Raw genomic sequence first — 14571 nt, 5'->3', positions numbered from 1 at the left:
TACCCCCTAAAGTAGATTTATCACCATTTTAGAACAAATGTTCCTTTTTAGCAAGTGTCTTTTCAGAATACGTCTTTATTTCCGAGTACAATTAGAAGTACTCTTTTTTTCATTAGTCTAAAAGAGTATAATTGACTGTGGAAATAATCAATTTTTTCTATGGGGGGCAATACCAAATGAATTTACAAACTTTGGAGAAAAGTCTTTACAATTTAATTACAGAAACATCTACGAACTTACCTAAAGACGTACGTCGTGCTATTAAAAAGGCCAAAGAAGCTGAAAACGCTGGCACGCGAGCAGCAATGAGTTTAGACACAATTTCAAATAATATTATTATGGCAGAAGATAATGTATCACCAATCTGTCAAGATACTGGTCTACCAACATTCAAAATTTACACACCTGTTGGTGTAAACCAATTAGAAATTAAAGAAGCGATTAAAAAAGCGATTAATGACACAACTGCTGACGCTAAATTACGTCCAAATGCTGTTGATTCATTAACTGGCGCAAACAGCGGTAATAATCTTGGTGATGGTCTACCGGTTATGAAATTCGAACAGTGGGAAAAAGACTATATTACGATTAAATTAATTCTTAAAGGTGGCGGCTGTGAAAATAAAAATATCCAGTACAGCTTACCATGTGAGATTGATGGCTTAGGCCGCGCTGGTCGTGACTTAGATGGTATCCGCAAATGTATCCTTCACTCTGTATATCAAGCACAAGGTCAAGGATGTTCAGCAGGATTCATCGGCGTTGGAATCGGTGGTGACCGTTCTTCTGGATACGATCTTGCAAAAGAACAATTATTCCGTCATGTAGAAGATACAAACCCAAATCAAGACCTTGCAAAGCTAGAAGAGTATGTAGTAAATACTGCAAATACATTCGGTATCGGTACAATGGGCTTCGGCGGTGAAGCAACTTTACTTGGCTGTAAAATCGGCGTTATGCACCGTATCCCTGCTTCTTTCTATGTATCTGTAGCATATAACTGCTGGGCATACCGTCGTATGGCTATCGACCTTAATCCTGAAACAGGTGAAATCATTAACTGGCACTACCAAGATGGTGAAAAAATTACATTCAAAGAAAATGAAGTCGCTGCAACAACAGAAGAAACTTCAACAGATGTAGTTGAACTAACTGCACCAATTACTGAAGAGCAAATTCGTGCATTAAAAGTGGGTGACGTTGTTGCTATCACTGGTCGCATGTATACTGGCCGTGACGCAATCCACCATCACTTAATGAGTCATGATGCACCAGTAGATCTTAACGGACAAGTTATTTATCACTGTGGTCCAGTAATGGCAAAAGACGAAGAAGGCAACTGGACAGTAAAGGCTGCTGGTCCAACTACTTCAATTCGTGAGGAGCCATACCAAGGAGACATCATGAAAAAATTTGGTATCCGTGCTGTAATTGGTAAGGGTGGTATGGGACCAAAAACATTAACAGCACTTGGCGAACATGGTGGCGTCTACTTAAATGCAATCGGTGGTGCTGCTCAGTACTATGCAGACTGCATTAAAGGCGTAGACGGTGTTGACTTAATGGAATTTGGTATTCCAGAAGCGATGTGGCACTTAAATGTTGAGGGCTTCACAGCAGTAGTTACAATGGATTCTCATGGTAATTCCTTGCATGCTGATGTAGACAAATCTTCTCTTGAGAAACTAGGTCTTCACGCTGAACGTATTTTCTAAAAAGGTAGATTTCCTTTTAATTAAGAGATATACTTTCATTCCTAATTTCAGAAATGGCTAATCGCTGTTTCGGCACAAAATTTAAAGGCACAGAATATTCCTAGTGAATAATCTGTGCCTTTTTCTGTTCTGGATAAATTATCTTTGTATTCAAGAGAATAAGCCTTTTACTTATTTAAACAATAGATGCAAGAGTATATGGAGCGAAGACAGCTCATTCATCCGGAAAATGAATTACATGATTTGACGTTTCATCGACAGCTTTTTACGATACTTTTGAACTTCTTACTTTCTTTTTCCAAATCCCTTTGTTATAATAATTCTAAATTATAAAGAAAGAAGTGAAATTTACTTCTGACCATAAACAAACTTAACTCCTTTGTTTATTAAGGTTTTTGATATTGATTTTCATTATCAGGAGGGATAAAGATGGAATACTCTAATCGAGAAAATATTAATCTAATTGAGAAAATAAAAGAACATGCTGAATTAATTGCTGCGATCGTAGCAGGATTTTTCATTTTACTTGCATGGCGTTTAGATTCTAACGATCAAACAACCGCTTCCGTTCTTTTATATATGATTGCATTTTGTGTTGGAGGTTTTGCAAAAGCAAAAGAAGGCATTGAAGAAACCCTCGCAGATAAAAAGTTGAATGTCGAACTACTCATGGTATTAGCTGCGATCGGCTCAGCAGCAATTGGATACTGGACTGAGGGCGCGATCTTGATTTTTATCTTTGCTGTAAGTGGTGCATTAGAAACATATGCCATGAATAAAAGTCATCGCGAAATTTCTGCACTGATGAATTTACAACCCGAGGAGGCTTGGTTAGTACGTGGTGGCTTTGAACCAATGAAAGTTGCAGTTGCTACATTAACTATCGGTGACCACCTACTTATTAAACCTGGTGAACGTGTACCAGCAGATGGTGTAATTTTCAGAGGGCAGTCTTCTATAGATGAATCAGCTATTAGCGGTGAGCCTCTCCCTGTTGCAAAACGTGAAGGTGATGAGGTATTCGCAGGAACAGTCAACTTAAATGGTGCTATTACAATGGAAATGACAAAGCCGAATTCCGAAACATTGTTCCAAAAAATTATAAGCCTTGTGCAAAGTGCACAGAGTGAAAAATCACCCTCTCAGCAATTCATTGAAAAATTTGAAGGTACTTATGTAAAATTCGTCTTACTGACTGTTGCTCTTATGATGTTTCTCCCCCACTTTTTACTCGGTTGGGACTGGACAACAACATTTTATCGAGCAATGGTACTCTTAGTTGTTGCATCTCCTTGTGCGCTTGTCGCATCGATCATGCCAGCAACACTCGCTACCATTTCAAATGGTGCAAAAAACGGTGTACTATTTAAAGGCGGTTTACATTTAGAACATTTAAGTGTATTACGTGCATTAGCAGTTGATAAAACCGGTACTTTAACACAAGGAAAACCAGTCGTAACAGATTTCATCGTTCGTAAAGGAGTGGATAGAAATACGACAATGACTATCCTTGCAAGTATTGAAGCACAGTCGAATCACCCATTAGCACAAGCAATCACTTCATATGCAAAAGCTGAGGGTATCACGCACTATACACAGACCACTATTGAAGACATTCCTGGCTGGGGAATAAAGGGCTTTGTCAATGAAACGGAGTATTTAGTTGGCAAACCAGACTTTGTAGGCATCGAAGAAGCTCATGCATTTGCAGATGGTGCCGCAGCATTACTTGCCGCAGAAGGAAAAACAGTTATTTTCATCCGCGACAACGAAGGCATCGTTGCACTCACAGCTCTAAAGGATACAGTTCGTAATGAAGCAAAAAAAGCGATTACATTACTAAAAGAGCTAGGCATTCATGTAGTAATGCTCACAGGAGACAATGAAAAAACAGCGAAGGTCATTGCGAAAGAAGCAGGTGTCAATGATTATGTAGCGGAATGTCTCCCAGAAACAAAAGTTACTGAAATGAAAAATCTTCTTAGTCAACATAAATATGTAGGTATGGTTGGCGATGGCATTAATGATGCGCCAGCATTAGCTACTGCAACAACTGGAATTGCAATGGGAGAAGGGACAGATGTTGCTTTAGAAACTGCAGATGTGGTGTTAATGAAAAATGAATTATCTAAAATTGCCTATGCTGTTCGCCTTTCACGTAAAATGCAACGTATCGTCAAACAAAATATTATCTTCTCTATCGGTATCATTATATTGTTAATAGCCTCTAACTTTTTACAAGTTGTTGATTTACCACTGGGTGTTATTGGACATGAGGGTAGTACGATTCTTGTTATTTTAAATGGCTTACGTATGCTCAATAAAAATGTGTAACATCCGTGTTTCTCTCACTCTAGTAAATTGTTTCTTTTACGTAAAACAGCCTCACATCACAAAATTGTGATAGTGAGGCTGTTTTATCACGATTATTTTTTTGTAATTTGCGATGCTAATCCTTTTGTTTTTGTAATGCTCTTTTTTGCATTGTGGCATTTAACACACCACCAAAAATTAATATCATGCCCGTGAAATACAGCCATAACATTAAAATAATGACACCGCCAATACTACCGTATGTAGCAGAATAGTTTCCAAAATTACTAATATAAAAAGAAAAAGCATACGTTAATGTCAACCAAGCAATTGTAGAGAACATCGCTCCCGGCCACACGCCCATTAACTTCAAACGTGGATTGGTATTCGGTACAAACCAGTAAATCCCCATTAACACAACAAAGATCAATAACGGTGGCATTGACCATCGTATATTATTCCAAAGAGATTCAAATTCTTCTTCTATTCCAACTATCGAAAACAGAAAATGGCCAATTTGCTGGCCAAAAACAGGTAATAGAAGGGCGACACCTATAACGATTACAAATGCAATTGTAAAGATAAGAGACAACCCTCGATCTAAGATGCCTACCCTACCTTCTGTATCATAGGCTTTATTTAATGCCCTAATCAACGCATTAATCCCCTTGGAAGCTGACCATATTGTACCTAGAATACCAATAGATAATAAACTACTATTACGATTTGTTAATACCTCATTTAATGTACTTTCAATCAATCTATATACTTCATCTGGCACTACATTCACTAAAAAAGAATAAACTTGTGTAGTTTCTAAATTTAGATACGGTAACAGTGTAACTAGGAAAATAAGTAATGGGAAGAAAGATAATAAAAAGAAATAAGCCAATTGTGCGGCAAGAGCTGATATTTCCACGTGTTGTATACGCAACATTAAATCTTGTACAAAGCCCTTTGACGTCATGATATCTACTGAATCTTCATTTGGAGAGACAAATGATTTCACAAAACCAATTGCTGTATTCACTGATTCTTTCTTCTTTTCCATACAAATCCCCTCCTTTACTACAACAATTTATTCTTTACTTGGTGAAGAGAAGGCAGATTTTGTATCGCTGATCATGCCCTGGATAGTGGAAGGTAATTCTTTAAATTCATCAACTTTTTCCGCTACCATGTTGACATTTTCTGTTACGCTCTCACAGAGCACTTGAGCAGCTAACACTTTTTCTTCGATTAAATCTTGTAATTCGCCGCGATTGGCTGCGTAATACGAAACTGCTGAAGTCACCTTTTTCGTAGTAGCTACTGTTTTTTCACGTGTTGTGCGATCAAGCATGCTTAATGCTGCACCTACTGTAGCACCAATAACGATAGATGCTAATAATTTACTTTGTCCCATATTAAAAACCCCCTACTTGTGTACATGTATATTCCCTTATAAATGACAAATAAACAACTTGCTACCTTTATTCTACCCAACAACCACCTATTTTTAAAGCAATGCTCAAAATACAGTATTGACAATTTTTTTATTCAATGAAATGATATTGGCGAGGATTACGAAAGGTAGGTTTAAATAAATGGATTTATCAGTACCATCAAAAGAAAACGTTATTTATATGGTTGATCAAATGAAAGATAAACTTCGCATGGTAAATGTCGATGCGATGAAATCAGAGAATTTCGATGAAGCAAATTATGAAGATTTAGTCTATCTCTACGAAATGGTGATGAAGCGCGACACATTTAGCCCAAGTGAAATGCAAGCAATTGTTGCTGAGTTAGGTTCGTTACGTAAATAATTAGAAAAAAGCTATTAGCTATGGCATAAAGCCTGTTGCTAATAGCTTTTATTTTTATTGCGTATTTGTTGTAGATGAACCGTCTTCTGCGACAAATGGCTGAATCAGCACTTCCACACGACGGTTTTTCGCCCGGCCTTCAGCCGTATCATTTGGTGCAATGGCCTGATCCTCACCGTAACCTTTAGCACTAAATTTCTTCGAATCTAGTTGTGCGTTACTAGCTGTTAGTTCAAGATAGAAATTTGAAGCACGCATTAATGACAACTCTAAATTTGACGAGAAGTTTGGACCTACAGGAACATTATCTGTATGCCCTGCAATGACAATATTACGTGCTGGATCTGATACTAATACGGACGCAAGCTCTTGAATAGTTGGTTTATACTCTGGTTTAATCTTTGCTTTACCTGGATCAAATAGTATACTATCACGAATTGTTACTAACAAACCTTCATCCGTCATTTCTGTTGCGAACTGACCTTCCATCTCATTAACTGCAATGAAATTATCAACGCTGTCCTTGATTTCTGCTAGCTCTTGCTGATCTTTTAAATAGGCTGAGTTCTGCTGTGTTTGCTGCGGTGTTTCATCATTTTGGGCATCAGGCGTTTGAATCGGTGAAGGTTGTTCTAAAAAACTCGTTCCACCATCAAAAACTTGATTGAATACCGCTGACATTCTTTCTAACTTCTCTTGATCGACCGAACTTGATGCAAATAGTATAATGAATACCGCTAATAACAGTGTTAATATATCTGCGTAAGGTACTAACCAAGACTCATCAATATGCTCATCATGCTTTTTTTTCTTAGCTTTCTTTGCCAAGGCCGCCCGCCCCGCTTTCACCCGAAATTTGACGACGCTCTTCCATCGTTAAATAAGAAGATAATTTTTGTTCGATCACACGTGGCGCTTCTCCCTCTAATACAGAAAGAATACCTTCAATCATCATGCGCTTTTGCTTTACTTCCACGGCTGATTTACGTTTTAACTTATTAGCAAAAGGATGCCATAATACGTAACCAGTAAAGATACCTAATAATGTTGCCATGAAGGCAGCCGAAATCGCGTGCCCTAGTTTTTCTATATCATTCATATCTGCCAATGCGGCGATTAACCCTACTACCGCACCAAGTACCCCTAAAGTTGGGGCATATGTACCTGCTTGTGTAAAAATTGCAGAACCACTTGCATGACGTTCTTCCATAGCTTCTACTTCTTCAGTTAATACGTCACGTATATAATCTGCGTTCTGACCGTCAATAGCTAATGTAAGACCATTTTTCAGAAATGGGTCTTCAACTTCTGAAGCTTTACTTTCAAGAGCTAATAACCCTTCACGACGAGCTAAGTCAGCCCATTGCGAGAACATTTTAATAATCTCAATATCATCTGCTAGTTTAGTTTCTTTGAAAAGAATTTTAAATAACTTAGGTACACGCTTTAACTCCTTCACAGGGAAGGCGATTGTTACAGCGGATATTGTACCGAAGATGATGATTAAGATAGCCGCAGGGTTATAAAATGCACTTAAGCTTACACCCTTCATTACCATCCCTGCTAATAACGCTATAAACGCTATTATTAATCCTACTACCGACGATATATCCATTCTAGAACCTCCAAATCTTCTACCACTCTTATTTTCGTCTATTTTTCCATATTATATAGTATAAATGTTATTCACTAATTTTTCGATGTAATAAATGCTTTTTATTCACATTTCGACCATATTTGATTATATTGAATTAAGAATAGTACACTAAATTGTCCATATTCGAAAGGAGCTAAGAATTTGTTATTATCATTTGACACAAATTTACTACGTTATGCCGAATTAGCTGTAAAAGTAGGAGTAAATATCCAGAAAAATCAATTCCTCTATATGAGTTGTTCGACGGATAACATAAAATTAGCACAGATAATTACTAAAATCGCTTATGAAAATGGTGCAAAACAAGTTTTTGTCGATATATCTGATGATGAGCTTGTTCGCACACGCTATGATTTCGCACCAAAAGACTCATTCGATTTCTTTCCACCCTGGAAAGTTCAAGAACGTGAATGGCTTGCTGAACACGGTGCTGCGTTTATAAGTATCATGTCGCAAAACCCTGATTTATTAACAGGGATTGATCGCGAGAAAATTATGGCCTTCCAAAAAGCATCAGGTCAGGCACTTGCTAACTACCGTAGCCTAATGCAATCAGATAAATTTAGCTGGTCAGTTATTGCCGCTCCTTCAAAAAATTGGGCAGCAAAGGTGTTTCCAAATCTACCTGAAGATAAACAAATGGATGCATTATGGGAGGCAATTTTTGCCGCAACTCGTACAAACCTAGAAAATCCAGTGGATGCTTGGCGATCACATGACAAACTTTTACACGACAAAGCTGATTACCTAAATAACAAACAATACAAGGCACTTCACTATAGTGCAACAGGTACTGATTTAACGATCACTTTGCCAGCAAAACATGTATGGACAGGTGGTAGTAGTGTCAATACACAAGGGCAATCATTTATGGCAAATATGCCAACTGAAGAAGTCTTTACAGCTCCGTTAAAAACAGGTGTAAACGGCTATGTAACTAGCACGAAACCTTTAAGCTATGGCGGCACTATTATTGATGAATTTACATTAACATTTAAAGATGGCCGAATTATCGAGGTGCATGCGGAACAGGGGCAAGAAATTTTAGAGTCCCTTGTCGCAACAGACGAAGGAGCTCACTATCTTGGTGAAGTGGCACTTGTCCCTCATCAATCACCCATTTCTCAATCCGGTATATTATTTTACAATACATTATTTGACGAAAATGCCTCAAATCATTTAGCCATCGGCAGTGCCTATGCGTTTTGTATGGAGGGTGGCAAAGACATGTCATCTGAAGAGCTACTTGCAAACGGTCTCAACCAAAGCTTAACACATGTTGACTTTATGATTGGCTCTGCTAATATGAATATTGATGGTATAACAGATGACGGTCAAATAGAACCGATTTTCCGCAATGGCAATTGGGCTTTCTAAAGAAATAGAAACCTATTTATATTATGCTAGACAAGGTATGTTATGGATGTCATAAATTATCCTTAGATTTTCATAGCATCCTATTGTATAATAAGAGTAAACAATATAGTAGATTAATTAGTAGAGAGGAGCTTTTCAATGTTCATCACAACTGTACTTGGCTTTTCAGTCGTTTTATTAATTTCTGTTGCATTCTTCATCCACTACCTACAAGTTGGTTTAGATTCTAAATCTTCAGTAATTGTAGATCCAAAGCCAAACGAAAAATTCTAAGCATATTCAAAACAGCTACTTACCGTAGCTGTTTTTTCACATTTATGTAACATCTTTATTTCGATTCGCTAAATAAACAACAAAACTTCTTTTTTTCTCGTAAAATTGCGTGAATATTGTCATTATTATTTGCATATTTATATTTTTGCTCTAAAATATTTCTGTAAGGAAGGGAGCAATCTTTCATGACAATGTTAAAAGATATTTTAGAGTTTAATGGAGATTTCGTTCAAGAGAAAAAATATGAGCCTTTTATTACAACAAAGTACCCTGATAAACGAATTGTTGTTTTATCTTGTATGGATACTCGACTTGTAGAGTTATTACCTAAAGCTATGAATTTACGTAATGGTGACGTAAAAATTGTTAAAAGTGCTGGGGCATTAGTTAGTCACCCATTTGGTGCCGTTATGCGTAGTTTACTTGTAGCTGTATATGAACTACAAGCAGATGAAGTATATGTCGTCGGACATTATGATTGTGGTATGAGTGCGGTTGATCCAGAAGCAATGCTGAGCAAAATGGTAGAGCGTGGTATTAACCCTGAAACGATTAAAATGATGGAATATTCTGGAATTGACTTAAAAGAGTTTTTACGTGGTTTCGGCGACGTAGCGACTAGTGTGAAAAAAAGTGTCGATACAATTCGCAATCACCCATTAATGGTAAAAAATGTGCCTGTTCACGGCTTAGTAATCGATCCAAATACAGGTCGTCTCGATTTAATAGATGACGGTAATAAACAAGCATAATTTCTGCAACTCTACGTCATGATGGTTAACATATTATTTTGGTCATCTAAGACATTTGAATCTGACGTATTGTTAGCATTTTCATTCGCGCAGTTAAACAATAGCCTATAAAATTATAAAAGATGTGTCTATCCGTCGAGATCTCGAATGATAGACACATCTTTTTCATCATGATTCATCTAAGCAAGCATACATATAGTGATCGACCCATTGCCCATTAATGTACAGAAGTTTTCTTAAAAGGCCTTCTTGTTGAAATCCTGACTTTTCTAAAACACGGATAGAAGCATTATTTTGTGTTGATACATACGCCTCCACTCGATGCAAGCCTATTTGTTCAAAAGCAAAACGAACGACCAATTCCACGGCTTCTGTTACGATCCCTTTCCCTACATAAATCTCATCCATCGCATAGCCAACAAAAGCACTTGAATACGGTAAACGTTTTACAGCATAGAGAGCAATATGCCCAATTAAGTTGTTTGAACCTTGCTCATAGATACCGAAAGAAAATTCTCGCTTTGAATCCATTAAATACAAACTTTCTTGAATTTTTTTATATTGAGCATCTACTGTATAGTATTCAGGTCGTTGTAATGGTTCATATGTAGACCAAAAGTATTTATTGCGACTTACGAGACCAGTTAAACTTTGTGCATCTTTTTCTTGGAATGTGCGAACGTAGCATTTTCCCCCTTGAATCGATACCACATTTCCACCCTTTTTCCTCAATAGATTCCAAATTTTAAGCACCATATCTCCACACTAGCCTTCCGATAATTGTCAGTATATTCATCCCGTCTTAACGATTTCAACTAACAATCAGTGAGTATGAAAAAAACCACTGATTGAAGTTTTACTTTATCCCGCATCAACGATCAGTAAGACTCCCACCTCAAGTTGAATCGTCAGTAGCGTCAGTTAGGTGAGAGATTAACTGACCGTATATGCCCGATTGGCTCAACTAACAATCAGTGAGGGCCCCTACTGATTGGAGTTTTACTTTATTGTATGTAAAAAAAGATGCTGCTACAACTAAAACTACCCACGTCTTGTTTTCACAGCATCTAACCGATTATTTATTTGTTTGTTCTTGTTTTTTCGAGTGCCCTTGTAATATTTCTATACTAGATGATTCTGCATCTTCTAAAAAGGATTTATCTAAAATATTTGTTAAATGTAACCCACGTTTTTGTGACTCCCGCTCAATATGTGCAATTGTTTCTTGTAAAACTTGCACCCTTGCATGTTTTTTATCGTTACCTGCCACTAAAATCCACGGGGCATTCTTTTTATCTGTTTTATCAAACATATCATTTGCAGCATCAATATACAGTGGTGTTTTTTCACGATTTCGCCAGTCTTCATCCGTCAATTTCCACGATTTATATGGATCCTGTTCACGTTCTTTAAAACGTTTTAACTGCTCCTCATCCGACACATGAAGCCAGAACTTCACGATAATATAGTCACCATCAGTTAAAAGCTTTTCAAAGTGGTTAATTTCCTCATATGCACGTGTCCATTCGTTCTTTGTGGCAAATCCTTCAATACGCTCTACCAACACACGCCCATACCATGAACGGTCGAAAATAGCGATTTGTCCATGCTGTGGTAATTTTCTCCAGAATCGTTGTAAATAGTTATAACGAAGTTCATGTGGCTGAGGTGCTGAAATTGGATGTACGACATAACCACGTGGATCTACGCGTTCAATCAGACGCTTTATCGCGCCACCCTTACCTGCCGCATCCATACCTTCAAATACTAAAATAAGCCCGATTTTATTTTTTAGTAAAAACTGCTGGGCATTTAACATTTCATATTGAAGTACTTTTAATTTCTTTTTATACATTTTTTTATCTAGTTCAATTGAAAGGTCTAAATTTTTTAGATTTTGAGTCATTAAAACTTCACTCCTCTAATTTGGATAATCTTATTGTACTAAAGAAATATATGGATGCCTATCCAAATGGTAAATTGTAGATAAATTTGGCGAAACAAGACGATACATTAGTGACAATTTCCGCTATAATGAAAATAGAAAATTTGTGACAGTCCTATACTTATTTGTCTTTTCCCTATACAATTTAACACGAAGGGAGAGGAAACTATGCCTCAATTTATTTTGATGACAATATCTTATATTGTCGCGCTCATCCTAACCTTTTCATCCTATTTCATAAAAATAAATGGTCAATCTTCGTTAGAAATCTCTAATCGTTTTCCCGTTATGTTTGCACCTTTTAATGTTAGTTATGTAATTTGGATTGTGGTTTACTTTTTACTTGGCTATTGGTTAGTTATGAATTTCAAAAAGACAACGATTAAACAGACTGTTCTCTTTAGTAGCGTCTGTATATTGCAGGCGTTTGCCATAATGTTTTGGCATCAGGAATTATTTGTCGTGTCACTTTGCAGTACGTTTATATTAGTAATATATTTATTTTTACTGTACAAAACGTACCCACTTAGTAATAATGCGTTAACAGGTCGAATGCCGTTTTCTATCTATTTCGCATGGGCGACTTTTACCTTGATGACAAATGCAAGTTTTACATTAACATCGTATGAATGGAACGGCTTCGGTCTTAGCAATCCACTTTGGGCAGTTATTTTACTGACTATTGGCGTTGCCATAGCACTACATATTCGCTTTCATCACTTCGATATTGTGTATCCGAGTGTTTTTATCTGGGCCTATATAGGTATTGCGTTACATAATGGCTTTGATGAATTACTCGTGACAACAGCTGCCTTGTTTTTATGCGGGGTGCTCCTGGTTGGTATACAATTCATTAAAAAAAATCCCGCCTACCAAAAATAACTTGGTAAGCAGGATTTTTTTCTATCAATAGCTTCTAAAATAAATTACTCTTCATCTAACGATGTCAAAATGATTGGTTTGTCTTTTGTTACAATAATCGAATGTTCGATTTGGGCAACTAATGATTTGTCTGGTGTAACAAATGTCCAACCATCACCAGCTTCAACGATATGCTCTGCTTTTGCTGAGATGAACGGCTCAACGGCTAACACCATCCCCTCTTTCATAATTGTGGAATCCCATGCATCGTAATAGTTTAAAATGTGATTTGGCTCATCATGCAAAGAACGGCCTAGTCCGTGACCCGTTAAGTTCATGATGACTGTTAAATCGTTGGCATATGCTTCACGTTCAACAGCTTTCCCAATTTGGTTTAATTTTGAGCCAGCTTTTACTTTTGTCATCGCACGATCAAAAGCACTTTTTGCTACGACGCAGAGTTTTTCTTTTTCTTCATAACCTTCTCCGACTACGAACGAAATACCTGTATCAGCAAAATAGCCATTTAGTGAACCTGACACATCAATATTAACAATATCGCCTTCTTGAATAACACGGCTCCCTGGTATACCATGCGCTACTTCTTCATTAACACTAATACAAGTGTAACCTGGGAAATCATATTCACCCTTTGGTCCTGAAATAGCTCCTGCTTCCGCAAACATGCGACCTGCAATTTCATCTAATTCAAGTGTTGTCACACCTGGTTTTGTAGCAGCCTTCATTGCTTCACGAATTTCAGCACAAATACGTCCGATCTTTTTAAAGGCTTCAATCTCTTCTTGCGTTTTTACAATCATTTTTAACGTCCCTTTCATCTAATATCTACACTCTAATATATCATAACAACCATACAATGATGAACAATACGCGCAAATTCTCTCAGAAAAGCCGCCTGCACCTTGTAGGAACAGACGGCGTAAACTTTAAGATTTTCTTTGCATTAATTGTGGAGCTGCTGTAAATAAAAGAACTCCTGCAACAGCTGTTAAAATTGTTGCTGGTAGCATATACGTTCCATTGTAAATAATGGAGTAAATCCAGGCGTTTTGATCGCCAGCATACTCTGCGAAGAACACAGCCCCTGCTATCGTATGTGCCATATAACGTAAGAAGCCTGCTAATACAGTTCCAATGACAATATAAATAGCCATTTTCTTTTTGTTTAAATTCGCTGCTGCCTCAAGTACAGGCTTACGCACAAACGCCACTAAACCAACTACCGTGAAGGCAACCCCATAATCCAATAAACCTTGAAGCCAGTGCACAATATACGCACCGAACATTGTTTGCATGACGCCAATCAGTAGTCCCGTTGTCAGCCCTGCAAAGAGACCCCAGCGAAATGCCATTAAAATAATCGGTATCATCACGAGACTAACTGAGCCACCTTGTGCCCATACTTTAAAAGAAACTTGATCGAGTACAAGACCCACTGCTGCAAAAATCGCAATCTCCACCAGCATTAATAGTCTTTTTCTGTCCATACTATTATTCTCTCCTTTGTTCCGATGTAGGATACAAGAGCAGGAATAGAAATCAGTTATACTGTTATGACTCATCTGACATCCATTTCACCTCATTCAGTACACTGAATGAAGATAAAAAAAACGATGCCAGGACAGAGCCTCACATCGTAAAAGTGTCGGTTTCTATCCACATCCCTACGCAAGCTTTAACTTACAGGTTCGAAGAGTATAGGCATTACGTGCCCAGTCTCAGCTGACATCATCAGCTCCCCTTGTGGTCGTTACATCTTAAATTTGCTTGAACATCCTCATTGTACGCAAACACTTTTATGATTACAACCATTTCCTCATTAATTTTTTTGAAACTTTTGAGATTTTCA

The 14571-nt window shown here is 37.4% G+C and carries 15 protein-coding genes and 1 riboswitch; of the genes, 7 read left to right on the top strand and 8 right to left on the bottom strand.

Going from position 1 to position 14571, the window contains the following annotated elements:
- Positions 1-176: 176 nt before the first annotated feature.
- A complete protein-coding gene (locus tag ACQKII_RS12925) occupies positions 177-1715 on the top strand; it encodes a fumarate hydratase (RefSeq protein WP_427459793.1) in 1539 nt (512 codons plus the stop codon).
- A 429-nt stretch (positions 1716-2144) separates the two neighbouring features.
- Positions 2145-4049, top strand: coding sequence for a heavy metal translocating P-type ATPase (locus ACQKII_RS12920; RefSeq protein ID WP_427459791.1), 1905 nt, complete (start codon positions 2145-2147; stop codon positions 4047-4049).
- Between the two features lie 115 nt (positions 4050-4164).
- Here the strand turns inward: ACQKII_RS12920 and ACQKII_RS12915 are convergent, their stop codons facing one another.
- Together ACQKII_RS12915 and ACQKII_RS12910 are read right to left on the bottom strand one after the other, a co-directional pair.
- Positions 4165-5079, bottom strand: a complete 915-nt coding sequence (locus tag ACQKII_RS12915; RefSeq protein WP_427459789.1) for a YihY/virulence factor BrkB family protein — start codon at positions 5077-5079, stop codon at positions 4165-4167.
- Positions 5080-5106: 27 nt separating this feature from the next.
- Positions 5107-5433: a YtxH domain-containing protein gene (locus tag ACQKII_RS12910; RefSeq protein WP_427459787.1), complete on the bottom strand. Its 327-nt coding sequence runs from the start codon at positions 5431-5433 to the stop codon at positions 5107-5109.
- Between the two features lie 181 nt (positions 5434-5614).
- Here ACQKII_RS12910 and ACQKII_RS12905 point away from each other — a divergent pair, with 181 nt between their 5' ends.
- Positions 5615-5836, top strand: a complete 222-nt coding sequence (locus tag ACQKII_RS12905) for a DUF1128 domain-containing protein (RefSeq protein ID WP_340822324.1) — start codon at positions 5615-5617, stop codon at positions 5834-5836.
- 54 nt (positions 5837-5890) lie between these two features.
- Here the strand turns inward: ACQKII_RS12905 and motB are convergent, their stop codons facing one another.
- Together motB and motA are read right to left on the bottom strand one after the other, a co-directional pair.
- Entirely contained in the window at positions 5891-6664 is a 774-nt protein-coding gene (motB, locus tag ACQKII_RS12900; RefSeq protein WP_427459785.1) for a flagellar motor protein MotB, read from the bottom strand.
- Positions 6648-7451, bottom strand: a complete 804-nt coding sequence (gene motA, locus ACQKII_RS12895) for a flagellar motor stator protein MotA (RefSeq protein ID WP_427459783.1) — start codon at positions 7449-7451, stop codon at positions 6648-6650. The genes motB and motA overlap by 17 nt, the downstream gene beginning before the upstream one ends.
- Before the next feature lie 183 nt (positions 7452-7634).
- On the opposite strand from motA, the gene ACQKII_RS12890 reads away from it, so the two are divergent.
- The 3 genes from ACQKII_RS12890 to ACQKII_RS12880 all read left to right on the top strand — a co-directional run bounded on the left by ACQKII_RS12890 (position 7635) and on the right by ACQKII_RS12880 (position 9895).
- A complete protein-coding gene (locus tag ACQKII_RS12890; protein ID WP_427459781.1) occupies positions 7635-8870 on the top strand; it encodes an aminopeptidase in 1236 nt (411 codons plus the stop codon).
- A gap of 138 nt (positions 8871-9008) precedes the next feature.
- Entirely contained in the window at positions 9009-9143 is a 135-nt protein-coding gene (locus ACQKII_RS12885) for a hypothetical protein (RefSeq protein WP_427459779.1), read from the top strand.
- A 185-nt stretch (positions 9144-9328) separates the two neighbouring features.
- Entirely contained in the window at positions 9329-9895 is a 567-nt protein-coding gene (locus tag ACQKII_RS12880) for a beta-class carbonic anhydrase (RefSeq protein WP_427459777.1), read from the top strand.
- A 168-nt stretch (positions 9896-10063) separates the two neighbouring features.
- On the opposite strand, the gene ACQKII_RS12875 is transcribed toward ACQKII_RS12880, so the two are convergent.
- Positions 10064-10651 (bottom strand): GNAT family N-acetyltransferase, encoded by a 588-nt coding sequence (locus ACQKII_RS12875; protein ID WP_427459775.1) that lies wholly within the window; start codon positions 10649-10651, stop codon positions 10064-10066.
- A gap of 319 nt (positions 10652-10970) precedes the next feature.
- Positions 10971-11801, bottom strand: coding sequence for a polyphosphate kinase 2 family protein (locus ACQKII_RS12870; RefSeq protein ID WP_427459773.1), 831 nt, complete (start codon positions 11799-11801; stop codon positions 10971-10973).
- A 207-nt stretch (positions 11802-12008) separates the two neighbouring features.
- Here ACQKII_RS12870 and ACQKII_RS12865 point away from each other — a divergent pair, with 207 nt between their 5' ends.
- Positions 12009-12722 carry a hypothetical protein gene (locus tag ACQKII_RS12865; protein ID WP_427459771.1) on the top strand — a complete coding sequence of 238 codons (714 nt, stop codon included), beginning with the start codon at positions 12009-12011 and terminating at the stop codon, positions 12720-12722.
- Between the two features lie 44 nt (positions 12723-12766).
- On the opposite strand, the gene map is transcribed toward ACQKII_RS12865, so the two are convergent.
- Together map and thiT are read right to left on the bottom strand one after the other, a co-directional pair.
- Complete coding sequence (gene map / locus ACQKII_RS12860; protein ID WP_427459769.1) at positions 12767-13522, bottom strand: type I methionyl aminopeptidase; 756 nt, start codon at positions 13520-13522, stop codon at positions 12767-12769.
- Positions 13523-13648: 126 nt separating this feature from the next.
- Complete coding sequence (thiT, locus tag ACQKII_RS12855) at positions 13649-14209, bottom strand: energy-coupled thiamine transporter ThiT (RefSeq protein ID WP_427459767.1); 561 nt, start codon at positions 14207-14209, stop codon at positions 13649-13651.
- Positions 14210-14366: 157 nt separating this feature from the next.
- Positions 14367-14474, bottom strand: a riboswitch (TPP riboswitch).
- Positions 14475-14571 lie beyond the last annotated feature (97 nt).

Origin of the sequence: Lysinibacillus sp. NPDC048646 (genome assembly GCF_050272295.1) — a bacterium.
Lineage (GTDB): Bacteria > Bacillota > Bacilli > Bacillales_A > Planococcaceae > Lysinibacillus.
The sequence above is the reverse complement of the archived record's forward strand: the minus strand, read 5'-3'. Positions and strand labels throughout refer to the sequence as shown.